Consider the following 25,049-nt stretch of genomic DNA (forward strand, 5'->3'; position numbering starts at 1 on the left):
TTATGCGTCTGCCGGTGCCGGACGCGTGCCGCGCGACGGACGATAGGCGCCCCAGCGATTCGCACGCGCGAACGTACCGACGTCGTTGAAGCGCACGCCGACTTCGCGCAGCGCCGCATGCGCGGTGCGCGCGGTCAGTTGCCGGATGTAGAACGGATCGCGCACCACGAAGTGATGGATCGCGTGCGTGCTGCCGAAATTGAAGCAAAACAGCTGGAACGGCAGCATCCACCACGGATTCAGCACCTGCGTCTGCTGGATCACGTTGCGCGAATCGATGTCGCCGAAGTAGTGCATGTTCGAGCTGACGAAGTTGATGCAGAAGCTGCGCAGGAAGTTCGGTCCGAGCCACACCACCGCGAGGAAATCGACGACATTCATCACGCGCTCGACGGCGGCCGGTACCGTTGCCGTATAGCCGAACGCGTGCAGCGCGAACAGGCCGACGTGATAGACGATGAACGCGTGCCACAGCAGGTAGTACACGTGACCGACCGGCATGTACGACGACACCTGCTCGACGCGCAGCTGCAACCGTTCCGACGGATCCTGCACCGGCTGCGCGGCCACATACTGCTTCACCTTGCGGCGCATCGCGGCCGGCCGCAGCACGACGGCGAGCATGCCGTCGGCGATCATCAGCAGACGCTTCACGCCCCAGCGTTCGCCGTTCGTGATGCCGAATTCCTCGAGATCCGATTCGCCGCCCGACACCTTGTGGTGATGCAGGTGCATGCGCCGCCGCGTCCACGGGTTGATCGTGCCGGGCCGCGTGAGCCAGCACAGCGCCATCATCAGGTGATAGGCCCACGGCGTCTTCTTGAAGTACATCAGGTGGATCAGGTCGTGCTCGAGTTCGTGGATCAGCGACGTGACGAATGCGGCAAGCGGCAGCGCGACGTACCAGGCGATCGCGCCGCGCGCATACAGCCAAGCGATCGCGAGCATCGCGCTCACCGACACGACCATCACGGACGCGCCGACGAGGTTCTGGTTGTCGAGCAGCGGAAAGCGCGCGCGGATCGCGTCGCTCGCGGCGTTGACCTCGCGGCGGACGTACGCGACCTTGTCTGCATCGTGGCGAAAGACGGTTCGTGCGGGTTGGCTCATCGACCGGAATCCGTGCGGAAAGAGTGGGGCGCAATGCCGATGTGACAAGCATAGGCGCGCGCCGGAGCGCACGCGAGGGCCGCCGGTGCCAATGACGGTGTCATTTCGGGCCACCTTGGCGACCGGGCTAGAGTGCCGCCGCGGTGTCATTGCGGGCCAGCGACGCTACAATCCGCCGAAACCGCTCCGGAGTCCGCCGCATGGTCCCGTCCGTCCCGGATGCCGCGCGCCAGCTGAACAAGGCGACGGTGTCGTCCGCGTATGCGCTGTTCATGCTGATGCTGGCCGAGGAGCGCGGCATCGACGGCGGCCGCATCCTCGCCGGCTCGGGCGTCGAGCGCGAGCGGCTCGCGCAGCCCGATGCGCGCATCACGCCGCTGCAGCAGGCGGCGATCGTGTTCAACCTGCTCGATGCGACCGACGACCCGTCGATCGCGATCGAGATCGGCCTGCGCAGCAGCCTGACGAAAGCGGGGCTGATCGGCTTCGGGCTGATGAGCTGCGCGACGCTCGGCGAGGCGATCGCGCTCGGCATCCGCTACCTGCCGACGCGCGTGCCGTTTTTCTCGGTGCGGCTCGCGCAGCTCGACGGGATCGTCGACATCGACGTGCTCGAAGCGTTTCCGCTCGGCCGGCTGCGCCAGTTCGCGGTCGAGAACTTCCTGGTCGAAACGGCGATCCTGTTCAATTCGCTGCTGTATCCGACGCCGGGCCGCACGCTGCAGTCGCGTGCCGAACTCCATTTCGAATGGCCCGAGCCGCCGTGGTTCGAGCGTTATCGCGCACGGCTGCCGCGCTGCCATTTCGACGCGAGCGCGAACCGTATCCGCTGCGACGCCGCGCTGCTCGACGAGCCGATCGGCACCGCGAACGCGCAGACCGCGCAGATGATCGTCCAGCAGTGCGAGGCCGAACTCGCGCGGCTCGGTTATGCGGAGAGCATCGTCGAGCGCGTGCGCAACCTGCTGATCTGCGGCGACGACGGTTATCCGTCGGTCGACGACGTCGCGCGCGAACTCCATGTGTCGGCGCGCACGCTCAAGCGCAAGCTCGCCGAATACGGTGCGACCTATTCGGCGCTGCTCGACGAGATCCGGCTGCGCGACGCGCTGCGGCTGCTCGAAGGCACGCGGCTGCCGGTCGACGAGATCGCGGCGCGCGTCGGTTATACGGACCGCGCCAATTTCACGCGCGCGTTCAAGCGCTGGACCGGCGTCGCGCCGAGCGAGCGGCGCTGAACGCCGGCACGTGCCGCGGCTTCAGACGAGCGCGATCCAGTTCGCGCCGCGTCCGCCCGGCACGCGCGTGTGCAGCGTCAGCGCGCCGTCGTCCGGCGCGATCGCATACACGGCCACGTGTTCCGACTGTTCGCCGCAGGCGACGAGCCAGCGTCCCGACGGATCGATCGCGAAGCCGCGCGGCTGCGTCTCGGTCGCCGTCGCGTGCGCGGGTTCGAACGACCCGTCCTCGTTGCGGCGATAGCAGAGCAGGCGGCTCGACGTGCGTTCGCTGACGTACGCGAAACGTTCGTCGGGCGTCAGGTGCAGGTCGGCGGCCCACACGGACGGCTCGGCGGGCGCGGGCGGGCGCGCATGGCCGGGCGCGAGTCCGGCGACGGCCGGGTGGCGTGCGCTCACGTGTGCCTCGCCGAGCCTGCCGGTGTCGGGGTCGCGTGCGAAGGACGCGAGCGTGGCCTGGAATTCGCTGACGACGACGAGCGTGCGACCGTCATCCGCGAACCGCAGGTGACGCGGGCCGAAACCGGCCGGCACGCGCGTGTCGCCGTGTTCGACCGCACGCAGGCCGGCCGCATCCTCGACGAGCGCGAAGGCGAACACGCGGTCCGAGCCGAGCGAGCCGACGTACGCGAAACGGTTGTCCGGCGACACGATCACCGAGTGCGCGTTCGCGATGCCGGGCGCGACCTGCAGCGGCGTGCCGTCGCCGTCGCGCACGCGGGCGGCGTCGTAGAGGCTCAGCGAATTCTCGCCGTACGACGCGCCGAGCAGCCAGCGGCCGCTGCGGTCGAGCGACAGGTACGCGTGGCTCGCGTCGATCGCCGTCGTGCCGATGCGCGCAAGCGCGCCCGTGGCGGCGATGCGGAACGCGACGATCGTCGGTTGTTCGCCGCGCGTCGCGACGTAGAGCCGTGCGCGGTCGGCCTGTACTGCGATCGGCATCGCGACGTCGGCGGCCGGGTAGCGCGCGAGCGGTGCGAGCGTGCCGTCGCCGGCGAGGGAGAACGTGGCGAGGTCGCCGTCGGCGGCATTCGAGACGACGACGGTCAGGCGGTCAGTGTTCGGCATGGCGGAGCATCGAGGCGTTCGTGAAGGATTCGTCGGCCGGCAGGCCGCGCGGCGGATCGCTGCGCCGCTGCGTGCGTGCGAACAGCGCGGCGAACGCGGCGACGAGCGAAGCGATCGCGAGCGCATACAGGCCGCCCGTGATCGAACCCGTATGTTGCTTCAGATAGCCGAACGCCGTCGGCGCGACGAAGCCGCCGAGGTTGCCGACCGAGTTGATCAGCGCGATCACGGCCGCGGCCACGCGCGTGTCGAGGTATCCCTGCGGGATCGGCCAGAACAGCGACGCCGCGGCCTTGAAGCCGAGCGCGGCGAAGCAGATCGACGCGAACGACCACACCGGGTCGTGCGACGTCGACGCGAACAGCCCGCACGCGGCGAGCACGAGCGCACTGGCGAGCCAGCGCTGCGGATGCTTCCACTTCGACGACAGCACCGCGAAGCCGTACATCGCGCCGATCGCGATCATCCACGGAATCGTGTTGTACAGGCCGACCTGGAAATCGGTGAGGCCGCCCATCTTGCGGATGATCGTCGGCAGCCAGAACGTGGCCGCGTAGATCGTCAGCTGGATCGAGAAGTACAGGAAGCAGAACAGCACGATCTGCGGGTCGCGCAACAGTGCGGTCGCGCGCACCGGCACGTTCGAACGGACGTCGCGCGTCGCCCGTTCCTCGTCGAGCGCGTTCTGGAGCGCCGTGCGCTCTTCGGCGGTGAGCCACGTTGCATCGCGGATATGCGATTTCAGCAGCAGCCAGCTCGCGCCGCACAGTGCGACCGAGAACAGCCCTTCGATCAGGAACATCCATTGCCAGCCTTCGAGGCCGAAGCCGCGGATCGACAGCAGCGCGCCGGTCACGGGCCCCGAGAGCACCGACGCGAACGCGGAGCCGCCGAGGAAGATCGCCATCGCCTTGCCGCGCTCCTGCGGCGGCAGCCATTGCGACAGGTACAGCACGACGCCGGGGAAGAAGCCGGCCTCGGCCGCGCCGAGCAGGAAGCGCAGCGTATAGAACGACGTGTCGTTCCACACGAACGCCATCGCGGCCGCGACGATGCCCCACGTCGCCATGATCCGCGCGAGCCACACGCGTGCGCCGTAGCGCTGCATCAGCAGGTTCGACGGCACCTCGAACAGCGCATAGCCGACGAAGAACAGCCCGGCGCCGAGCCCGTACGCGGCCGCGCCGATGCCGATCGACGCTTCGAGGTGGCGATCGACGAAGCCGACGTTCACGCGGTCGATGTAGTTCGCGATGAACATGATCAGCACGAGCGGCAGCACGTGCCACTTCACTTTCGAGACGGCGGACGCGAGCGGGTCGCGGCTAGGCAGGGCGGGCGAGGGCGGGTTCAACGGTGTCTCCGGTCGGACGGCTGCGGACGGGGCGGCGACCCGCGTACGCGTCTGGTTGGCGGTCTATGTAGTATGTCGTCGTATGACATGGTACGCCGGAGCGTGACCGAAGACGTCGCGGGTTTACCCGGAATTAGTTCAAATATTGGGGAATCTCACGAGATTGGCGTGACGGTACTTAATGTCTGATGACGTATGACATTGGCGGAGACGCCGGCCCTACCTGACGCGCGAGGTCGGCGTGCGCGGCATCCGCGCGAACAGCATCCACATGGGCTGGAGGTGGGGCGTGCCGCCCCCGAGGAGTTTCCGGCAGGCGGCGGGATGACGGAAGAGCAGATCCTCGCGCCGATCGCGTCTAATATTGCGCTCGCGAAGCTGCCGACCGACGACGATTGCGCGCGCGGCGCTGTTTCTCGCGTCCGACCAAGCGAACGCGGTGACGGGCGCGACGCTCGACGCGGACGGCGGCGATTTCATGCCTTGACGATGGAGCAACGGATCATGCAGGACAACCCACACGCGCGGCATTTTTTCGCGTTCAACGGCGACGCGGACGGCCTGTGCGCGCTGCAGCAGCTGCGGCTCGCGGAGCGCGTGCGCGGCACGCTCGTGACCGGCGTGAAGCGCGACATCAGGCTGCTCGAGCGGATCGACGCACGCGCGAGCGACATCGTCACCGTGCTCGACGTGTCGCACGACCAGAACCGCGACGCCTGCGCGCGGCTGCTGCGCGGCGGCGCGACGATCCGCTATTTCGACCATCACTTCGCGGGCGAGTTGCCCGACGATCCGCGTTTCGACGCGCATATCGACACGGCGGCCGACGTCTGCACGAGTGTGATCGTGAACCGCCATCTCGGCGGCCGGCACGTGCGCTGGGCGATCGTCGCGGCATTCGGCGACGAACTGCCGGCGCTCGGCGACGCGCTCGCACGCGAGCACGGGATCGGCGAGGCCGAGCGCGGCACGCTCGCCGAACTCGGCCTCTACCTGAACTACAACGCGTACGGCGAGTGCGTCGGCGATCTGCACTTCGATCCGGCGGTGCTCGCCGACGCGATGTTGCCCTGCGCCGAGCCGCTCGACTTCGTGCGCGGGACCGGCGTGTTCGCCGCGTTACGCGACGGCTACCGCGACGACATGGCGCGTGCCTGCGCGCTCGCGCCGCTGCGCGAGGTGCCGGGCGCGACGCTGGTCCGGATGCCGGACCACCCGTGGGCGCGGCGCGCGACGGGGATGCTCGCGAACGAACGAATGCGCAAGGCGCCGCATGCGGCGCTCGCGGTGCTGTCGCCGCGTGCGGACGGCGGGCTGGTCGTCAGCGTGCGCGTGCCCGACGGCCGGCCGCTCGACGCCGACGAGTTCTGTCGCGGTTTCGCGACCGGCGGCGGGCGCAAGCGCGCGGGCGGCATCAACCATCTGCCGGAAGCGGAGTTCGACGCGTTCGCCGAGCGTTTCGAGGCCGCGTTCCGGCTCGATTGACGCAGCCGCCGGCCGCTCCCGGTCACGCGGCGCGCGGCATGCCGCGCTTCGGCGCGCCGCTTTCCGTCGCGTGCGCACTGATCGAAACCCTGTTTGCAGGTAGAGCCGCCCAGCGCGGCGGACCCGACATCGAGCGTGGGCCGGTGTGCGCGGCGAAGCATCGTCGGAATGGAGCAACGCGTTTCACCGGGCAACGCGTTGCGCTGGCAGCGACCGCCATCGGCGGCGGCGAGCGTCGACACCGCGCGGCACAGCCGCGACAATACGCACCTCCTTCCGCTTTCGTCATCGAGGTGCCCGTGCCCGCCCAGTCCTCCGTTGCTCCCGCGATCGTCTGGTTCCGCGACGATCTGCGCGTGACCGACCAGCCCGCGCTGACGCGCGCGGTCGAGTCGGGCCGGCCGCTCGTGTGCGTGTTCGTCGACGACACCGGCGCTGGCGCCGGGCGTCCGCTCGGCGGCGCGGCACGCTGGTGGCTGCACGGGTCGCTCGCCGGGCTCGATGCCGCGCTCGCGCGTCATGGCGGACGCCTGCTGCTGCTGCGCGGCGACGCGCCGCGCGAGATCGAACGTGTCGTGCACGATACGGGCGCGGCAGCCGTGTACTGGAACCGTCGTTATGCGCAGCCGCAGCGCGACGCCGACGCGGCGCTGAAGACGTCGCTCAAGGCGCGCGGCGTCACGGTCGAGAGCAGCAACGGCAGCTTGCTGAACGAGCCGTGGGAGGTGCTGACGGGCAGCGGCGGCCCGTACCAGGTGTTCACGGCGTACTGGCGGGCGGCGCGCCGCGATCGCACGGTCGCCGCGCCGCTGCCGGAGCCCGGGCGGATCGCGTTTCATCCGTGGCCCGAAGCCGTGCGCGACCGCGCGCTGTCGCTCGACGCGCTCGCGCTGCTGCCGGATGCGCCGGACTGGGCCGGCGGCTTGCGCGATGCATGGCCGGCACCCGACGAGGCCGGCGCGCACGCGCGGCTCGACGCATTCGTGACGACCTCGCTCGCCGGCTACGCGGACGCGCGCGACCGTCCCGATCGCCCCGCGACGAGCCGGCTGTCGCCGTTCCTGCGCTTCGGCAACGTGTCGCCGCGACAGGTATGGCATGCGGTGCAGGGCGCCGCGCATGCCGGCGGCGCGGCCTATGCCGCGGACGCCGATAAATTCCTGAGCGAACTCGGCTGGCGCGAATTCAGCTACACGCTGCTGTATCACTTCCCGGCGCTCGCGACCGACAACTTCCGCGCGCAGTTCGATGCGATGCCGTGGCGCGACGATCCCGCCGCGCTGCACGCGTGGCAGCGCGGGCTGACCGGTTATCCGCTCGTCGATGCGGGCCTGCGCGAACTGTGGGCGACCGGCTGGATGCACAACCGTGTGCGGATGGTCGTCGCCTCGTTCCTGATCAAGCATCTGCTGCTCGACTGGCGCGCGGGCGAAGCGTGGTTCTGGGACACGCTGGTCGACGCGGACCCGGCGAACAACGCGGCGAGCTGGCAGTGGGTGGCCGGCTGCGGCGCCGATGCGGCACCGTATTTCCGCATCTTCAATCCGGTCGCGCAGGGGCAGAAGTTCGATCCGGACGGCGCCTACGTGCGGCGCTGGGTGCCCGAACTCGCGGGTCTCGACAACGCGTCGATCCATGCGCCGTGGGATGCGTCGCCGCTGGAGCGCGAGGCGGCCGGCGTGCGGCTCGGCGTCGACTATCCGGAACCGCTCGTCGAGCATGCGGCCGCACGCGCCCGTGCGCTCGATGCGCTGGCCGCATTGCCGAAGCGGCGTTGACCGCGCGTTCGCGCGGCGCGGTTCGACACGTCAGTTGCAGAACGCGACGTGTTCGAGCAGCGCATACGCGACGTCCGGACCGAAGTAGGCCGCGCCGCACCACGTGACGAACGCGAGCGTGCCGGCGGCCAGCGCCGCACGGATCAGGCCCATGCCGCGTTGCCCGACGCGGGCCGCGCGACGCGCGCGTCGTTGATCGGCAGGTGCAGCAGCGCCGCGAGCACGCCGAGCGCGATCGAGCCGATCCACAGCGGCATGTACGAGTGCGTCGCGTCGTATACGACGGCCCCGAGCCAGACGCCGAAGAAGCTGCCGAGCTGGTGCCCGAAGAACACGAAGCCGAACAGCGTCGCGATGTAGCGCACACCGAACACCTGAGAGATCACGCCGTTCGTCAGCGGCACCGTGCCGAGCCACGTGAACCCCATCACCGCCGCGAAGACGTAGACGCTCGCGGGCGACAGCGGCGCGGCGACGAACACCGCCATCGCGAGCGCGCGCACGAGGTACAGCACCGACAGCACGTATTTGCGCCGCAGCAGCCCGCCGAGATGGCCGCACGCGTAGGTGCCTGCCACGTTGGTCAGTGCGATCAGCGCAAGCGCGACGCTTGCATGGCGCGCGGGCAGCCCGTGGTCGAGCAGGTACGCGGGCAGGTGCGTCGCGATGAACGCGAGCTGGAAACCGCACGCGAAGAACCCCGCGTTCAGCAGCCAGAAGCCGCGATGCGCGAATGCCTCGCGCACGGCCTCGCCGATCGACTGGCCGGGGCCGGCGGCGGCATCGGCCGTCTGCACGGGGCGGTCGCGCAGCAGCACGGCGAGCGGCGCGAGCAGCGCCGCGACGAGCGCCAGCGCGATGAACGCGTGCCGCCAGCCGATGCCGCCGATCAGCGCCTGCGCGACGGGCACCATGCAGAACTGGCCGAGCCCGCCGATCGCGCCCGCGACACCGAGCGCCCAGCCGCGCCGCTCGGGCGGAAACAGGCGGCTCAGCGCACCGTAGATCGACGCGAAGGCCGAGCCCGACAGTGCGATGCCGATCACGAGCCCGGCGCCGACCGTAAACAGGCCGGTCGTGGCCGCATGCGCCATCGTGACGAGCCCGGCCGCGTACAGGAGCATGCCGGCGACGATCACGCGCACCGAGCCGAAGCGGTCGGCGATCATTCCCGTGAACGGCTGCGCGACGCCCCAGACCAGGTTCTGCAGCGCCAGCGCGAGGCCGAACGCTTCGCGCGACCAGCCGTGGTCGAGCGAGACGGGCGCGAGGAACAGGCCTTGCACGTGGCGGATGCCGAGCGCGGCGCCCATGATCAGGCCGCCGGCGAGCACGGGCAGCCAGCGGCGTCGGACTTCCTGCTCGATCGGGGTCATGCGTGTCTCCGGATGAAGGTGCGCGGTCGAAACGGCCGCGCTCGATCCGATTAGACGATCGGGCCCGCGATCGCTCAAGCGATCATTCGGTCAGGTTGGCATGCGCATCGGGAATGCGAGGGTGCGGCGGCGCTGCCTGCAGTCGCGGGCGGCGGCTTACGCCGGTGACGCTGTGTCGTACGCGCGCATCGCCGCATCGCATTCGGCGGCCTCGGCGAGCATCCAGTCGCGCACCTCGACGACTTCGCGGCGCGGGGCCGGATCGTGCTGGAACAGCCAGTAGCCGTACGTATCCGTCAGCGCCTGCGTGTGCGGGCCGAGCACCGCGAGCCGCCCGTCCGCGAGCATCGGCGCGACGAGCGCGAGCCGGCCGAGCGCGACGCCCTGGCCCGCGATCGCGGCCTGGATCACCTGGTCGTACTGGTTGAAGCGCAGCACGCCTTTCGGGCGCGCGTCGCCCAGCCCGGCCGCATGCAGGTGCGCGTGCCACTGCAACTGCGGTTGCGGCGGTCCGTCGAATTCGAGCAGCACGTGGTCGGCGATCGCGGCCGCGCGCGTGACCGGCCGCGCGGCGAGCGCGGGATGCGCGACCGGGACGACGATCTCGTCGAACAGGCGCAGCGCGCCGGCCGGCGCGCGGTCGCGCGAACAATAGCGGATGCCGAGGTCGATGCCTTCGGTGCGCAAATCGAGTACCTTGTCGTTCGCGGCGACGCGCAGGTCGACCGCGGGCAGGCGCGCCTGCAGCCGCCCGAGCCGCGGCAACAGCCACAGCGCGGTGACGCCGATGCTGGCGGTGATCGTGACGGGCTGGCGTTCGCGCGCGGCGGCGAGCGACGCGACGGTGTCCTGCAGGCCGTGCAGCGCCGCATCCGCGACGCGGAACAGTCGCTCGCCTTCCGGCGTGAACGCGATCTTCCGGTAGCCGCGCTGCAGCAACGCGACGCCGAGATGCGCCTCGAGCGCGTGGATCTGGCGGCTGACCGCCGACTGCGTGACGCACAGGTCCTGCGCGGCGAGCGTGATGCTCATGCGGCGGCCGACCGCGACGAAACCGCGGACGAGATCGAGCGACGGAAGACGGACGAGCGGCGTTGACATGCGCGTGACTCATGCGAACGGAGCAGCAAGATTGGTTGAGAACGCGCCACGCGTCAAGTTCAATGGAGGCTTGACGAGGGGCGCGGGGCGGCCGCGAGGCAGGGGGATGGGTAGGCGCTGAAGCGCTGACTCGGGCCGACCGCGAGGCATGGGGTTCGAGTCAGCGCTAAAGCGCCAACTTGGCGCCGACCGCAGAGCATGGGGTTCGAGTCAGCGCTAAAGCGCCAACTTGGCGCCGACCGCAGAGCATGGGGTTCGAGTCAGCGCTAAAGCGCCAACTTGGCGCCGACCGCAGAGCATGGGGCCCAAGTAAGCGCTAAAGCGCTAACTTGGGCCGACAGGAGACAGGATGACGATTTCGAACGAAGGAAGCGGGGCGGCGCAGCGCAGTCGCGCGGCGGGCGCATGGCCGCCGGAGCCCGTGACGCTGCGCGCGGCCGACGGTTACGAATTGCGTGGCCATGTGTGGCGCCATCGCGGCGGCGGCGCCGTGCGGCCCGTCACGGTCGTCAATTGCGCGACGTCGGTACGCTGCGACTACTACTTCCGTTTCGCGGCCTGGCTGTTCGCGCAGGGGCGCGACGTGCTCGTCTACGACTATCGCGGGATCGGCGCTTCACGCCCCGCGCAGCTCGCGAAGCTGCACGCGACCTGGCTCGACTGGGGGCGGCTCGATTGCGAAGCCGTGCTGCAGTATGCGCGCGACGCGTTTCCCGGCCAGCCGCTCGATGTCGTCGCGCACAGCATCGGCGGCTGCCTGCTCGGGCTCGCGGCATCGAACGTACACGTGCGGCATGCGGTGACCGTCGGTGCGCAGTATGCGTACTGGCGCGACTACCTGCCGGCCGAGCGGCGCCGCATGTGGTGGAAGTGGCATGTCGCGATGCCCGCGCTCGCGGCCGTGTTCGGCTATGTGCCCGCGAAGCGGCTCGGCTGGATGGAGGACACGCCGCGCGGGGTCGCGCTGTCGTGGGCGCGCGCGCAGCCGCGTTTCGAGGATGGCTACATCGGCGGCGTGCTCGATACCGGGACCGTCGGCCGCGCCGCGGTGCCCGCGCGCTTCGCGGGGCTGTCGGCGCCGATGCTCGCGATCGGCATCGACGACGACGCGTTCGGCACGGTCGAGGCGATCGAGCGGCTGGTCGGCTACTACACGGGCAGCAACGTCACGCATCTGAGGATCGCGCCGGCCGACATCGGCGTCGACGCGATCGGTCATTTCGCGTTTTTCCACAGCCGCTTCACCGACTCGCTGTGGCCCGTCGCGCTGTACTGGCTGCAACACGGCGTGCTGCCGGCCGATGCGCCGGGCGCCGTGCATGCGCTTCACCCGGCGTCGCGCGGGCCGATAGCGGCCGGCGGCGTGCCGGGTGTGGCCGCGAACGGTTGACGTGGCGCCCGCCGCGCATCGCCCCGTCGCGATCCGCTTCCCGGTCCTGCCGCGCCGGTTGCCGGCCGGCGCGATCGATTAACATCGGACGTTTCCATTCACAGCACAGGCTGCGCGTGCCGATGTCCACTCCGTCCGAATCCGCTTCCCCGCTCGACACGCCCCGCGCGTGGCGCGTGCACGCGCTCGACCTGCCGGAGGCCGCGTCCCGTGCCGGCGTGCGGGTCGCGCGTATCGATTTCGATTGGCGCGTGCCGCTGTCGTCGCCCGCGTATGCGGCGCTCGGCGACGCCGAGCGGGCGCGCGCCGCGCGCTACATGCGCCACGAGGATGCGGTGCGCAGCGCCGCGACGCGCGCCGCGTTGCGCGACGTGCTCGGCGCGGCGCTCGAGGTCGCGCCGCATGCGGTCTCGATCGTCGTCGATGCATCGGGGCGGCCGTCGCTGGATCGCGCGCATCGCGCGTCGCTCGACTTCAACGTGTCGCACGCAGGCGATCACGCGTTGATCGCATGGGCGCCCGCGGGCCGCGTCGGCGTCGATATCGAGGGCTGTGACCGCGTCGCCGACTGGCGTGCGCTGACGCGTGAAGTCTGCGCACCCGCCGAGGTCGCGCATCTCGACAGCATGCCGCCCGCGGTGCGCGCGAGCGAATTCATGCGCGTGTGGTCCGCGAAGGAAGCGCTGCTCAAGGCGCTCGGCACGGGCATCGTCGGCGGGCTGCGCGCGTTCGCGGTGGTGCCGCCGCGCGACGCGGCGACGCCCGCGACGACGATCGTCGAGCCGGCCGCGCCTGCGGCCGGCGTCGCGGCGTTCGACGCGGCGTGGCTCGACGCGGCGCCCGGCTATGCGGCGTGCGTCGCGTGGACGCGCGTGTAAGCGGGCGTTGGCGCCCGGCGCTCATTCGAGCGGCGCATCGTTGGGCGCCGCATAGCGCGCCTTGATCACGTCGCTCATCGGGAAGTCGAACGACAGCCCCTTCGGCGGCACCGGCTTCATGAACCATTTGTCGTACGGCGCGTTGATCTCGCCGCTTTTCATCAGCTGCGCGAGCACGCCGTCGACGAGCGCCTTGAACTGCGGATCGTCCTTGCGCAGCATGAACCCGTAGGCTTCCGACGACTGCGGCGTGCCGACGATCTGCCAGTCGGCCGGCTTCGCGGCGAGCTGGCGCACGCCCGCGAGCAGCACGTCGTCCATCATGTACGCGGCCGCGCGGCCCGATTCGAGCGTGAGGCGTCCCTCGCCGTAGTCCTTCGCGCTGATGATCTGCATGTTCATCTTCTTGTCCTCGTTCATCTTGCGCAGCAGGCGTTCGGACGTCGTGCCCTGGTTCGTCACGACCGTCTTGCCGGCGAGGTCGGGGAAGTCGCGGATGCCCGACGTCGTGCGCGTGAGCAGCCGCGTCGTCGCGACGAAGAAGGTGGTCGAGAACGCGACCTGCGCATGGCGCGCGGCGAGGTTGGTCGTCACGCCGCATTCGAGGTCGACGGTGCCGTTCTGCACGAGCGGAATGCGGTTCTGCGACGTGACGGGGATGAAGCGCACCTGCAGGTCGGGCTTGCCGGTGCGCGCCTTCACGGCCGCGATCACGCGGTCGCACAGGTCCTGCGAGAAGCCGATCACCTTGCCGCCCGTATCGACGTAGGAGAACGGCACCGACGTCTCGCGATGGCCGATCGAGATCAGGTTGTTCTGCCGGATTTTCTCGAGCGTGCCGGACAGCGGTTCCGCGGCGAGCGCGGCGCCGCATGCCAGCAGGCACGCCGCGGCGAGCAGCGGGCGGCCGAACCGGGCGGCGAATCGTGACGGGAAGGACATGGCGGGTCTCCGTGGCGAATGGTGATTCGTATGTTGCCAAAAACAAAATAATTGCAACATATGTTAATAACCGGATCCCGCCGGCCGGTCCGGCGGGCCGCGCCGGACATCAGGGAAACTCCCGAGTCGAAATCGATGAAAAACGGGTTGTCTAGACAAGTTGTCGTGGCTACACTTCAATCCATTCCGAACTTGTCTAGACAGGATTGCTCACATGATTACGTTGACCCCCGGCCATCTGACCCTCCCGCAACTGCGCCAGATCGCGCGCGAATCCGTGCAGCTCGCGCTCGACCCGGCCAGCTTCGCGAAGATCGACGCCGGCGCGAAGGCCGTCGCCGACATCGCCGCGAAGGGCGAGCCGGCCTACGGCATCAACACGGGTTTCGGCCGCCTGGCCAGCACGCACATCCCGCACGACCAGCTCGAGTTGCTGCAGAAGAACCTGGTGCTGTCGCATGCGGTCGGTGTCGGCGAGCCGATGGCCCGTTCGTCGGTGCGCCTCCTGATGGCGCTGAAGCTGTCGAGCCTCGGCCGCGGCCACTCGGGCATCCGCCGCGAAGTGATGGACGCGCTGATCACGCTGTTCAACGCCGACGTGCTGCCGCTGATCCCGGTGAAGGGCTCGGTCGGCGCATCGGGCGACCTCGCGCCGCTCGCGCACATGTCGGCGGTGCTGCTCGGCGTCGGTGAAGTGTTCATCCGCGGCGAGCGTGCGAGCGCGCTCGACGGGCTGCGCGTCGCGGGCCTCGCGCCGCTGACGCTGCAGGCGAAGGAAGGCCTCGCGCTGCTGAACGGCACGCAGGCATCGACCGCGCTGGCGCTCGACAACATGTTCGCGATCGAAGACCTGTACCGCACGGCGCTCGTCGCCGGCGCGTTGTCGGTCGACGCGGCAGCCGGTTCGGTGAAACCGTTCGACGCCCGCATCCATGAATTGCGCGGCCACCAGGGCCAGATCGACGCGGCGGCGTCGTATCGCGAGCTGCTCGAAGGCTCGCCGATCAACCAGTCGCACCGCGACTGCGACAAGGTGCAGGATCCGTACAGCCTGCGCTGCCAGCCGCAGGTGATGGGCGCGTGTCTGGACCAGATGCGCCATGCGGCCGACGTGCTGCTGGTCGAAGCGAACGCCGTGTCGGACAACCCGCTGATCTTCCCGGACACCGGCGAAGTGCTGTCGGGCGGCAACTTCCACGCCGAGCCGGTCGCGTTCGCGGCCGACAACCTCGCGCTGGCCGCATCGGAAATCGGCGCGCTGGCCGAACGCCGCATCGCGCTGCTGATCGACGCGACGCTGTCGGGCCTGCCCCCGTTCCTCGTGAGGGACGGCGGCGTGAACTCGGGCTTCATGATCGCGCACGTGACGGCGGCCGCACTCGCATCGGAAAACAAGACGCTCGCCCACCCGGCGTCGGTCGACTCGCTGCCGACTTCCGCGAACCAGGAAGACCACGTGTCGATGGCGACGTTCGCCGCGCGCAAGCTCGCCGACATCGCGGACAACACGAAGCACATCCTCGCGATCGAACTGCTGGCCGCGGCCCAGGGCGTCGACCTGCGCGCGCCGTACCACACGAGCCCGAAGCTGGCGCCGGTGATGGAGACGATCCGCGGCAAGGTCGCGCATTACGAACTCGACCACTACTTCGCACCGGACATCGCGGCGGTCGCGAAGCTCGTCGGCGAGCGCGCGTTCGCGAAGGTCGCACCGTTCTCGTTCGCATCGGAACAGTAAGCCGATGAGCGCGCCGGTCTACCAGGAGATCAAGGATTTCATCCTGGCCCGCATCCACGCCGGCGAGTGGGAGGAGGGCGACCAGGTGCCGTCCGAGAACGAGCTGGCGCGCGAATTCAAGGTGGCGCGCATGACCGTCAACCGCGCGCTGCGCGAGTTGACGGCCGAGCAGGTGCTCACGCGCATGAAGGGCGCGGGCACCTACGTCGCGCGGCCGAAGTACGAGTCGACGCTGGTGGCGATCCGCAGCATCTCGGAGGAGGTCGGCGCGCGCGGGCATGCGTATCGGGCGAGCGTGCTCGGCCTCGACACGGTCCGCGCGGACGACGCGCTCGCCGACGAGATGCAGGTGGCCGTGCGCACGAAGCTGTTTCATTCGCAGGTGCTGCACTTCGAGAACGACGAGCCCGTGCAGCTCGAAGAACGGTGGGTGAATCCGGCGGTCGCGCCGGATTACGCCGAGCAGGATTTCACGAACACGACGCCGAACCTGTACCTGATGCGCGCGGCCCCGCTGCAGCGCGTCGAGTACCGGATCGAAGCGGCGGCCCCGGCGCCGGAGCGGCGCGAGCAGCTGCGGATGGACGACGTCGAACCGTGTCTGGTTTTACATCGGCGCACCTGGTCGCAGGGCGTCGTCGCCTCGGTGGCGAATCTGTGGCATCCCGGCAGCCGTTACCGCTTCACCGGGCATTTCTGATTCCTATTTGATAGTCATTTTCCCTCGGGAGCAGTCGTCATGAACCATCCGAAACACATCGATCCCCGTCTCGATCCGACGCGCACGATCCGCGCGCCGCGCGGCAGCGAGAAGACCTGCAAGACCTGGCTGGCCGAGGCGGCCTACCGGATGATCCAGAACAACCTGGACCCGGAAGTCGCCGAGCATCCGCATGCGCTCGTCGTGTACGGCGGCATCGGCCGCGCGGCGCGCAACTGGGAATGCTACGACCAGATCCTCGCGTCGCTGAAGGATCTCGAGGAAAACGAAACGCTGCTGATCCAGTCGGGCAAGCCGGTCGGCGTGTTCCGCACGCACAAGGATGCGCCGCGCGTGCTGCTCGCGAACTCGAACCTCGTGCCGCACTGGGCGAACTGGGATCACTTCCACGAGCTCGACCGCAAGGGCCTGATGATGTACGGCCAGATGACGGCCGGCAGCTGGATCTACATCGGCAGCCAGGGCATCGTTCAGGGCACGTATGAAACGTTCTTCTCGGTCGCGAACCAGCACTTCAACGGCGATCCGTCGGGCCGCTGGATCCTGACGGGCGGCCTCGGCGGCATGGGCGGCGCGCAGCCGCTGGCCGCGACGATGGCCGGCTTCTCGATGATCGCGGTCGAATGCGACGAGACGCGCATCGACTTCCGCCTGAAGACGCGCTACGTCGACAAGAAGGCAACGACGCTCGACGAAGCGCTCGGCATGATCGAGGAAGCGAAGCGCACGGGCAAGCCCGTGTCGGTCGGCCTGCTCGGCAACGCCGCCGACGTGTTCGCGGAACTCGTCACGCGCGGCATCACGCCGGACTGCGTGACCGACCAGACGAGCGCGCACGATCCGATCAACGGCTACCTGCCGCAAGGCTGGACCGTCGCGCAATGGCGCGAAGCGCAGAAGGTCGATCCGCAGAGCATCGTGAAGGTCGCGAAGCAGTCGATGGCCGTCCAGGTGCGCGCGATGCTGGCGCTGCAGGAACGCGGCGCGGCGACGCTCGACTACGGCAACAACATCCGCCAGATGGCGCTGGAAATGGGCGTCGAGAACGCGTTCGACTTCCCGGGCTTCGTGCCGGCGTACATCCGTCCGCTGTTCTGCGAAGGCAAGGGCCCGTTCCGCTGGGTCGCGCTGTCGGGCGATCCGGAAGACATCTACAAGACCGACCAGAAGGTGAAGGAGCTGATCCCCGACGATCCGCACCTGCACAACTGGCTCGACATGGCGCGCGAGCGCATCGCGTTCCAGGGCCTGCCGGCACGGATCTGCTGGGTGGGCGTGAAGGATCGCTATCGTCTCGGCCAGGCATTCAACGAGATGGTCAAGAACGGCGAACTGAAGGCCCCGATCGTGATCGGCCGCGACCACCTCGACACCGGCTCGGTCGCCAGCCCGAACCGCGAGACGGAATCGATGAAGGATGGGTCGGACGCGGTCAGCGACTGGCCGCTGCTGAACGCACTGCTGAACACGGCAGGCGGCGCATCGTGGGTGTCGCTGCATCATGGCGGGGGCGTCGGCATGGGCTTCTCGCAGCACTCGGGCGTCGTGATCGTCGCCGACGGCACGGCTGAAGCGCACGAGCGTCTCGGTCGCGTGCTGCTGAACGACCCGGCGACGGGCGTGATGCGCCATGCGGATGCCGGCTACGAACTCGCGCAGCAGACGGCTCGCGAAGCCGGCCTGAAGCTGCCGATGCTCGGCCGCTGAGCATGACGGCGCTCGACCAGGCGCCGGTGAACGCGACGCTGATCCGCGCGGCGGATCTCGTCGCGTCGCCGTGGAAGAACGGCGGCGGCGTGACGCGCGAGATCGGCGCGTTCCCGCCCGGCGCCGCGCTCGACGCGTTCGCGTGGCGCGTGAGCGTCGCGGACGTCGGCACGGCCGGCCCGTTCTCGCGTTTCGACGGGATCGACCGCACGCTCGTGCTGCTGTCCGGCGTGGGCATGACGCTCGCCGAAGCGGGCGGTGCGCACCATGTGCTCGACGTGCCGCTGGCCCGTGCGGATTTCGCAGGGGAAGCGGCGATCGACGCGACGCTGCACGACGGCGCGACGCGCGACTTCAACCTGATGACGCGCCGCTCGGCCGCGCGCGGCACGCTCGACGTGTGGCGCGCGGGCGCGCACCATGTCGCGCCGGCCGATACCGTGCTGCTGTTCTGCGCGACCGGCGCCGTCGGTGTCGCAATCGACGGCACGCGCCACGCACTGGAAGACATGGACACGCTGCGGCTCGACGGGCCGCGGCGTGCGTTTGACGTCGTCGTGAGCGGGGGCGGTGCGTTGCTCGCCGTCTCGCTCGCCGTCGGCGAACGAGACTGAACGCATGAAACCGACTGTCTGGCATCACCTGAGGCTGTGTCCGCACGGCCATCCCGACGAAACGATCGACGACGCGGCGATCGCGGTCGACGAAACCGGCACGATCGTGTGGCTCGGCGCGTGGTCCGCGCTGCCGCACGGTTACGCGCACTGGCCGCGCGAAGACCTGCACGGCGCGTGGGTGACGCCGGGCCTCGTCGATTGCCATACGCACCTCGTGTACGGCGGCACGCGTGCGGACGAATTCGCGCAGCGCCTCGCGGGCGTCAGCTACGAGGAAATCGCGCGGCAGGGCGGCGGGATCGTGTCGACGGTGCGCGCGACGCGCGCGGCCGACGAAACGACGCTGTTCGTGCAGGCCGCCGCGCGCCTGCAGCCGCTGCTCGCCGAAGGCGTGACCGCGATCGAGATCAAGTCGGGCTACGGGCTCGACCTCGCGAGCGAGCGCAAGATGCTGCGCGTCGCGCGCCAGCTCGGCGAGCGCTTTCCGGTCACGGTCTACACGACCTTCCTCGGCGCGCATGCGCTGCCGCCCGAATACGCGGGCCGGGCGGACGCGTACATCGACGAAGTGTGCGACCGCATGCTGCCGGCGCTCGCCGACGAGGGTCTCGTCGACGCGGTCGACGTGTTCTGCGAACGCATCGGCTTCTCGCTCGCGCAGACCGAGCGCGTGTTCGAGGCCGCGACGCGCCGCGGCCTGCCCGTGAAGCTGCATGCGGAACAACTGTCGAACGCCGGCGGCACGGCGCTCGCCGTGCGCTACCGCGCGTTGTCCGCCGACCACCTCGAGTTTCTCGACGAAGCCGGCATCGAGGCGATGAAGGCGGCCGGCACGGTCGCCGTGCTGCTGCCCGGCGCGTACTACTTCATCCGCGAAACGCAACTGCCGCCGATCGAGCTGCTGCGCAAGCACGGCGTGCCGATCGCGCTCGCGACCGATCACAACCCCGGCACGTCGCCGCTCGAATCGCTGCTGCTGACGCTGAACATGGGCTGCACGCTGTTCCGCATGACGGTGCCGGAAGTGCTGCAGGGCGTCACGCGCCATGCCGCCGCGGCGCTTGGCCGCGCGGATCGCCACGGCGCGCTCGAGGTCGGCCGCCAGGCCGACTTCGCCGCGTGGTCGGTCGGTTCGCTGTCGGAGCTCGCGTACTGGATCGGCCGGCCGCTGTGCGAGCAGGTCGTGCGCGGCGGCACGACCGTGTTTCGCCGGATGAACGGATAGTTTTTGCAGGGAGCCGGGCCGGGTGCGACCGCGCTCGATCCGGCCGCTCGACAAGGAATCAGAATGACCGACACCATGTTGTTCGCGGACCACGCCTACCTGCCCGACGGCTGGCGCCGCAACGTGCTGCTGCGCTGGGACGCGGCCGGCACGCTGACCGGCGTGACGCCCGATACCGATGCGCCGGCAGACGTCGCGCGTGCGGCCGGCCCGGTGCTGCCCGGCATGCCGAACCTGCATTCGCACGCATTCCAGCGCGCGATGGCGGGGCTCACCGAATACCGCGCGAATCCCGCCGACAGCTTCTGGAGCTGGCGCGACCTGATGTACCGCTTCGCGCTGAAGATCACGCCCGACGCGCTCGCGGCGATCGCACGCTGGCTGTACGTCGAGATGCTCAAGTGCGGTTACACGTCGGTGTGCGAATTCCACTACGTGCATCACGCACAGGACGGCTCGCGCTATCCGCAGCTCGCGGAGCTCGGCACGCGCGTCGTCGATGCCGCACGCGCCGCCGGCATCGGCATCACGATGCTGCCCGTGTCGTACCAGTTCGCCGGCTTCGGCAACAAGCCGCCGCGCGACGACCAGCGCCGCTTCATCAACACGCCCGACGGGCTGCTCGAATTGCTCGACGCGATGCGTCGCGCGGCGCCCGAGCACGGCGGCCTGCGCTACGGCGTCGCGCCGCACTCGCTGCGCGCGGTGTCGGAGAACGGGCTGCGCACGCTGATCGACGGGCTGCCCGGCGACGCGCCCGTTCACATCCATATCGCCGAGCAGACGGCCGAAGTCGACGACTGCGTGCGCGCGTACGGCGCGCGTCCCGTCCAATGGCTGCTCGATCGCTTCGACGTCGATGCGCGCTGGTGCCTCGTGCACGCCACGCACGTCGATGCGACCGAGACGGCCGCGCTCGCGAGGCGTCGCGCGGTCGCCGGCCTGTGCCTGACGACCGAAGCGAACCTGGGCGACGGCGTGTTCCCGGCTGTCGACTATCTCGCGCAGGGCGGCGTGATCGGCGTCGGCTCGGACAGCCACGCCTCGGTCGATTGGCGCTCGGAGCTGCGCCTGCTCGAATACGGGCAGCGGCTCGTGCACCGCGCGCGCAACGTGCTGGCGAGCGAGTCGCAGGCACACGTCGCCGATCGCCTGTTCGACGCATCGCTCGCGGGCGGCGCACAGGCGAGCGGGCGGCGTGTCGGCGCGCTGCGCGAAGGCTGCCGCGCCGACTGGCTGGTGCTCGATCCCGATCATCCGGCGATCGCCGAACATGGCAGCCCGTCGTGGCTGTCGGGCATCGTGTTCGCCGAACACGGCGAGACGCCCGTGCTCGACGTCTACACGGGCGGCGAACGCGTCGTGAGCGGCCGTCGCCATCGCGACGAAGACGCTGCATACGCGGACTACCGCGCCGCGCTGGCGCAACTGCTGCGCTGACACGCGGCAACCGGCGCGCGTGCGTGCGCCGGCCGACTCTTACGGTGAGGCGACATGACTGAACAACCGGCTGTATTCACGCTGAAGCAGGGCACGCTGCCGCTGCTGATCTCGATTCCGCACGCAGGCACGCACATCCCCGAGGACATCGCGGCGACGATGACGCCCGACGCGCGCTTCGTCGACGATTGCGACTGGCATCTCGAGCGGCTGTACGGCTTCGCGGCCGATCTCGGCGCATCGATCCTGGTGCCGTCGCACGCGCGTTACGTCGTCGACCTGAACCGTCCGCCCGACAACGAGAACCTGTACCCGGGGCAGGACACGACGGGGCTCGTGCCGGTCGATACGTTCGACAAGGCGCCGCTCTATCCGGCGAATGCGCTGCCCGGCAACGACGAGATCATGCGTCGCCGCGACCGCTACTGGCTGCCGTATCACGACGCGCTGCAGCGCGAGATTGCACGCCTGAAGCGCGAGCACGGCCGCGTGCTCGTATGGGAAGCGCATTCGATCCGCTCGCATGTGCCGCGCTTCTTCGACGGCCGCCTGCCGGACTTCAATTTCGGCACGTCGAGCGGCGCGAGCGCCAGGCCCGGTCTCGCGGAGGCGCTGGCCGCGTGCGTGCTCGCACACGGCGGTTATACGGCCGTCGCGAACGGCCGCTTCAAGGGCGGTTACATTACCCGTCACTACGGCGTGCCCGACACCGGTGTCGAAGCCGTGCAGCTCGAGCTGTCGCAGATCACCTACATGGAAGAGACGCGTCCGTACGCGTACGACGAAGCGCGCGCCGCGCGGATTGCGCCGCTGTTGCAGACGCTCGTCGAAACCGCGCTCGCGCATCGCTGAGCGCGGGCCGCTCGCATGCGGCAGCGCGGCGGAGCAGGGCGTCGCGGCCCGCCGGCATGCAGCAGGCGCGCCGACGCAATGCACAACACGGCATCGATCGCGGGGATCGATGCCGTTTTTTCATCTGATCGATGTCGTCGTCGGCGCCTGAAAATTTGACGCAATTTTTAGGTGATATAAGCTGAATGTCAGGAAGTCGTCACGCGCGCACCGGCGGCGAGGGCATCGACGATGGCCGTACCGTGCCGGAATGCGCTGCGAGACACCTTGCCGACGTGTCGCCGCGCGGCTTTGCCGTATGCGCTTGATCGCGACGCGTGTCCTGCCTCCTTCAGTCAGTCGAGTACGATCGTGAAAGCCGCCAGCCCTTCGATACGCCGGACGCGAAGTCCGTCGGCGGGCGCGCCGCCTCAGGCCGGGCCGAACCGGCATGCTGAATGCGGCACGCGTGCCGCCCCTTTACGCGAACCTCGTTTCTTCGCCATTTCCCATCGCGGCCCGCGCCGCTTCAACCTCGTGACCGCGCAGGTGTTCAGCGCGGTGCAGTGCGACGGCAGCGCATCGTTGTTGCCCTAGCGTCTTGTTCCGCTTCCGTTGCGGGCCGCACCGCGGCTTGCCGCATCGTTCGCGCGGCCGGATCGCGCATGCGCTCGCGCTGCGCGATGGCACGCGCGTGCGGCGCAGCCGCCGGCCTTCGTCGTCCCGTGCGCACGCATGCGGCGCGCGATTACCGGAGAGGGAGGGAGGCTCATGCGTGCGCGCCCGATCGTAGCCGTCACCGCCGACCGCATCCTGCGCGGTGCGCATCCGAATCACACGGCCGGCGAGAAGTACCTCGCCGCGCTCGTCGACGGCGCCGGCGCGCTGGCGTTGGTGCTGCCCGCGCTCGGCGCGCGCCAGCCGCCCGACGCGATCATCGCGGCGGTCGACGGGCTGCTGTTTACGGGCAGCTATTCGAACGTCGAGCCGCATCATTACGGCGGCGCCGCGAGCGCACCCGACACATTGCACGATGCCGCGCGCGATGCGACCGCGTTGCCGCTGATCCGCGCGGCGATCGAGGCGGGCGTACCCGTGCTCGCGATCTGCCGCGGCATGCAGGAGCTGAACGTCGCGTACGGCGGCACGCTGCATCAGCGGCTGCACGCGACGAACGGCTTCGACGATCATCGCGAACGGGCGGCCGATCCGCTCGAGCGGCAGTATGGTCCCGCGCACGTCGTGCAACTCGCGCCGGGCGGCCTGCTGCAGCGGGTCGCGCGCGGCGTGCACGAGGCGACCGTCAATTCGCTGCACGACCAGGGCATCGCCCGGCTTGGCGCGGGGCTCGTCGTCGAAGCGAGCGCGCCCGACGGGCTCGTCGAGGCCGTCAGCGTGCGCGGCGCGCGCGCGTTCGCGCTCGGCGTGCAGTGGCATCCCGAATGGCGCTACGCGGAACAGCCGCTGTCGCGCGACATCTTCGCGGCATTCGGCGCGGCGTGCCGCGTGCGCATGACGCACCGCATTCATGCAGCCGGCGGCGCGATCGCGTCGCCGAGCGCATCCGACGTCGACTGAACGAGGCCGATCATGCAACCCGAACTGAGCGAATTCCTGCGGCAGCACCGCATCACCGAGGTCGAGGCGATCATCCCCGACATGGCCGGCATCGCGCGCGGCAAGATCATTCCGCGCAACAAGTTCGAATCAGGCGAATCGATGCGCTTGCCGCAGGCCGTGATGGTGCAGACCGTGACCGGCGATTATCCGGAGGACGGCACGCTGACCGGCGTGACCGATCCCGACATGGTGTGCGTGCCCGATCCGTCGACGATCTGCCTGATTCCGTGGGCCGTCGATCCGACCGCGCAGGTGATTCACGACTGCGTGCATTTCGACGGTTCGCCGGTCGAGATCTCGCCGCGCTACGTGCTGCGCCGCGTGCTCGACCTGTACGAGGCGAAAGGCTGGAAGCCCGTCGTCGCGCCGGAACTCGAGTTCTATCTCGTCGACATGAATGCCGATCCCGACCTGCCGCTGCGCCCGCCGATCGGCCGCACGGGACGCGCGGAAACCGGCCGCCAGTCGTATTCGATCGAGGCCGTCAACGAGTTCGATCCGCTGTTCGAGGACATCTACGAGTACTGCGAAATGCAGGGCCTCGATATCGAGACGCTGATCCACGAAGTCGGCGCCGCGCAGATGGAGATCAACTTCGTGCACGGCGATGCGCTGCCGCTGGCCGACCAGGTATTCCTGTTCAAGCGCACGGTGCGCGAGGCCGCGCTGCGCCACAACATGTACGCGACCTTCATGGCCAAGCCGATGGAAGGCGAGCCGGGATCCGCGATGCACATTCATCAGAGCCTGGCGGACATGCGCACCGGGCGCAACCTGTTCGCCGACGAGGACGGTTCCGTGTCGCCGCTGTTCCGCAGCTATCTCGCGGGGCTGCAGAAATACACGCCGGCGCTGATGCCGATCTTCGCGCCGTACATCAACTCGTACCGCCGGCTGTCGCGCTTCATGGCCGCGCCGATCAACGTGCAGTGGGGCTACGACAACCGGACGGTCGGCTTTCGCATCCCGCAGTCGAGCCCCGTCGCGCGCCGCATCGAGAACCGCATTCCGGGCGTCGACTGCAACCCGTACCTCGCGTTCGCCGCGACGCTCGCGGCCGGCTATCTCGGCATGACGCAGCAGCTCGCGCCGACCGAGCCGATTGCCTCAGACGGTTACGACCTGCCTTACCAGCTGCCGCGCAATCTGGAAGAGGGCATCTCGCTGATGGCCGCGTGCGAGCCGCTCGCCGGCATTCTCGGCGACAAGTTCGTGAAGGCCTATCTGGCGTTGAAGGAAACCGAATACGAAGCGTTCTTCCGCGTGATCAGCTCGTGGGAACGCCGCCATCTGCTGCTGCACGTCTGAACGTGCGCGCAACCGAATACGGAATCACGGAGGAAACATGACTTACCGCAACGAATCTGCCTGGATCCAGCCGGCCGCGCCGGCCGCCGCGCCGCGCGCGACGCAGGCACGCTCGACCGCCG

General features: G+C 69.4%; 22 protein-coding genes. 15 read left to right on the forward strand and 7 right to left on the reverse strand.

What is annotated here, in order from left to right; genetic code table 11:
* Nucleotides 1-1,110: a fatty acid desaturase gene (locus tag AC0KUR_RS34710; RefSeq protein ID WP_473377142.1), complete on the reverse strand. Its 1,110-nt coding sequence runs from the start codon at nucleotides 1,108-1,110 to the stop codon at nucleotides 1-3.
* A 200-nt stretch (nucleotides 1,111-1,310) separates the two neighbouring features.
* On the opposite strand from AC0KUR_RS34710, the gene AC0KUR_RS34715 reads away from it, so the two are divergent.
* A complete protein-coding gene (locus tag AC0KUR_RS34715) occupies nucleotides 1,311-2,348 on the forward strand; it encodes an AraC family transcriptional regulator (protein ID WP_034190374.1) in 1,038 nt (345 codons plus the stop codon).
* 21 nt (nucleotides 2,349-2,369) lie between these two features.
* Here the strand turns inward: AC0KUR_RS34715 and AC0KUR_RS34720 are convergent, their stop codons facing one another.
* Nucleotides 2,370-3,416, reverse strand: coding sequence for a lactonase family protein (locus AC0KUR_RS34720; RefSeq protein WP_473377143.1), 1,047 nt, complete (start codon nucleotides 3,414-3,416; stop codon nucleotides 2,370-2,372).
* A complete protein-coding gene (locus AC0KUR_RS34725) occupies nucleotides 3,403-4,770 on the reverse strand; it encodes an MFS transporter (RefSeq protein ID WP_473377144.1) in 1,368 nt (455 codons plus the stop codon). Before AC0KUR_RS34725 ends, AC0KUR_RS34720 begins: the two co-directional genes overlap by 14 nt.
* A 364-nt stretch (nucleotides 4,771-5,134) precedes the next feature.
* Between AC0KUR_RS34725 and AC0KUR_RS34730 the strand changes: the two genes are divergently transcribed.
* The 3 genes from AC0KUR_RS34730 to AC0KUR_RS34740 all read left to right on the forward strand — a co-directional run bounded on the left by AC0KUR_RS34730 (nucleotide 5,135) and on the right by AC0KUR_RS34740 (nucleotide 8,033).
* Nucleotides 5,135-5,257: an SDR family oxidoreductase gene (locus AC0KUR_RS34730; RefSeq protein ID WP_226103845.1), complete on the forward strand. Its 123-nt coding sequence runs from the start codon at nucleotides 5,135-5,137 to the stop codon at nucleotides 5,255-5,257.
* A 17-nt stretch (nucleotides 5,258-5,274) separates the two neighbouring features.
* Nucleotides 5,275-6,255 (forward strand): DHH family phosphoesterase, encoded by a 981-nt coding sequence (locus tag AC0KUR_RS34735; protein WP_473377145.1) that lies wholly within the window; start codon nucleotides 5,275-5,277, stop codon nucleotides 6,253-6,255.
* 299 nt (nucleotides 6,256-6,554) lie between these two features.
* Nucleotides 6,555-8,033 (forward strand): cryptochrome/photolyase family protein, encoded by a 1,479-nt coding sequence (locus AC0KUR_RS34740; protein ID WP_049034131.1) that lies wholly within the window; start codon nucleotides 6,555-6,557, stop codon nucleotides 8,031-8,033.
* 30 nt (nucleotides 8,034-8,063) lie between these two features.
* Here AC0KUR_RS34740 and AC0KUR_RS34745 read toward each other — a convergent pair whose 3' ends face one another.
* From AC0KUR_RS34745 to AC0KUR_RS34755, 3 genes are all read right to left on the reverse strand, one after another.
* Complete coding sequence (locus AC0KUR_RS34745; RefSeq protein ID WP_034190377.1) at nucleotides 8,064-8,186, reverse strand: hypothetical protein; 123 nt, start codon at nucleotides 8,184-8,186, stop codon at nucleotides 8,064-8,066.
* The gene (locus tag AC0KUR_RS34750; RefSeq protein ID WP_034190378.1) at nucleotides 8,177-9,409 is read right to left on the reverse strand and encodes an MFS transporter; all 1,233 of its coding nucleotides are present in this window, start codon (nucleotides 9,407-9,409) and stop codon (nucleotides 8,177-8,179) included. Before AC0KUR_RS34750 ends, AC0KUR_RS34745 begins: the two co-directional genes overlap by 10 nt.
* A gap of 156 nt (nucleotides 9,410-9,565) precedes the next feature.
* The gene (locus tag AC0KUR_RS34755; RefSeq protein WP_226228274.1) at nucleotides 9,566-10,510 is read right to left on the reverse strand and encodes a LysR substrate-binding domain-containing protein; all 945 of its coding nucleotides are present in this window, start codon (nucleotides 10,508-10,510) and stop codon (nucleotides 9,566-9,568) included.
* 349 nt (nucleotides 10,511-10,859) lie between these two features.
* On the opposite strand from AC0KUR_RS34755, the gene AC0KUR_RS34760 reads away from it, so the two are divergent.
* Nucleotides 10,860-11,900: an alpha/beta hydrolase family protein gene (locus AC0KUR_RS34760; protein ID WP_473377146.1), complete on the forward strand. Its 1,041-nt coding sequence runs from the start codon at nucleotides 10,860-10,862 to the stop codon at nucleotides 11,898-11,900.
* Nucleotides 11,901-12,022: 122 nt separating this feature from the next.
* Complete coding sequence (locus AC0KUR_RS34765) at nucleotides 12,023-12,778, forward strand: 4'-phosphopantetheinyl transferase family protein (RefSeq protein WP_034190381.1); 756 nt, start codon at nucleotides 12,023-12,025, stop codon at nucleotides 12,776-12,778.
* A 21-nt stretch (nucleotides 12,779-12,799) separates the two neighbouring features.
* Here the strand turns inward: AC0KUR_RS34765 and AC0KUR_RS34770 are convergent, their stop codons facing one another.
* A complete protein-coding gene (locus AC0KUR_RS34770; RefSeq protein ID WP_069706948.1) occupies nucleotides 12,800-13,720 on the reverse strand; it encodes a glutamate/aspartate ABC transporter substrate-binding protein in 921 nt (306 codons plus the stop codon).
* Between the two features lie 214 nt (nucleotides 13,721-13,934).
* Between AC0KUR_RS34770 and hutH the strand changes: the two genes are divergently transcribed.
* From hutH to AC0KUR_RS34815, 9 genes are all read left to right on the forward strand, one after another.
* A complete protein-coding gene (gene hutH, locus AC0KUR_RS34775; RefSeq protein ID WP_034190383.1) occupies nucleotides 13,935-15,458 on the forward strand; it encodes a histidine ammonia-lyase in 1,524 nt (507 codons plus the stop codon).
* Between the two features lie 4 nt (nucleotides 15,459-15,462).
* The gene (hutC, locus tag AC0KUR_RS34780; RefSeq protein ID WP_034190384.1) at nucleotides 15,463-16,158 is read left to right on the forward strand and encodes a histidine utilization repressor; all 696 of its coding nucleotides are present in this window, start codon (nucleotides 15,463-15,465) and stop codon (nucleotides 16,156-16,158) included.
* A gap of 39 nt (nucleotides 16,159-16,197) precedes the next feature.
* Entirely contained in the window at nucleotides 16,198-17,886 is a 1,689-nt protein-coding gene (gene hutU / locus AC0KUR_RS34785) for a urocanate hydratase (protein ID WP_034190385.1), read from the forward strand.
* Between the two features lie 2 nt (nucleotides 17,887-17,888).
* Nucleotides 17,889-18,500: a HutD/Ves family protein gene (locus AC0KUR_RS34790; protein WP_473377147.1), complete on the forward strand. Its 612-nt coding sequence runs from the start codon at nucleotides 17,889-17,891 to the stop codon at nucleotides 18,498-18,500.
* Nucleotides 18,501-18,504: 4 nt separating this feature from the next.
* Nucleotides 18,505-19,728, forward strand: a complete 1,224-nt coding sequence (hutI, locus tag AC0KUR_RS34795; RefSeq protein WP_473377148.1) for an imidazolonepropionase — start codon at nucleotides 18,505-18,507, stop codon at nucleotides 19,726-19,728.
* A gap of 63 nt (nucleotides 19,729-19,791) precedes the next feature.
* Nucleotides 19,792-21,168 (forward strand): formimidoylglutamate deiminase, encoded by a 1,377-nt coding sequence (locus AC0KUR_RS34800; RefSeq protein ID WP_473377149.1) that lies wholly within the window; start codon nucleotides 19,792-19,794, stop codon nucleotides 21,166-21,168.
* Nucleotides 21,169-21,222: 54 nt separating this feature from the next.
* Nucleotides 21,223-22,020: an N-formylglutamate deformylase gene (gene hutG, locus AC0KUR_RS34805; protein WP_473377150.1), complete on the forward strand. Its 798-nt coding sequence runs from the start codon at nucleotides 21,223-21,225 to the stop codon at nucleotides 22,018-22,020.
* A 750-nt stretch (nucleotides 22,021-22,770) separates the two neighbouring features.
* On the forward strand, nucleotides 22,771-23,577 hold the full coding sequence (locus AC0KUR_RS34810; protein WP_034190390.1) for a gamma-glutamyl-gamma-aminobutyrate hydrolase family protein: 807 nt from the start codon (nucleotides 22,771-22,773) through the stop codon (nucleotides 23,575-23,577).
* A gap of 12 nt (nucleotides 23,578-23,589) precedes the next feature.
* On the forward strand, nucleotides 23,590-24,927 hold the full coding sequence (locus AC0KUR_RS34815; protein ID WP_034190391.1) for a glutamine synthetase family protein: 1,338 nt from the start codon (nucleotides 23,590-23,592) through the stop codon (nucleotides 24,925-24,927).
* Nucleotides 24,928-25,049 lie beyond the last annotated feature (122 nt).

Source organism: Burkholderia sp. YHN3-13 (assembly GCF_055810675.1).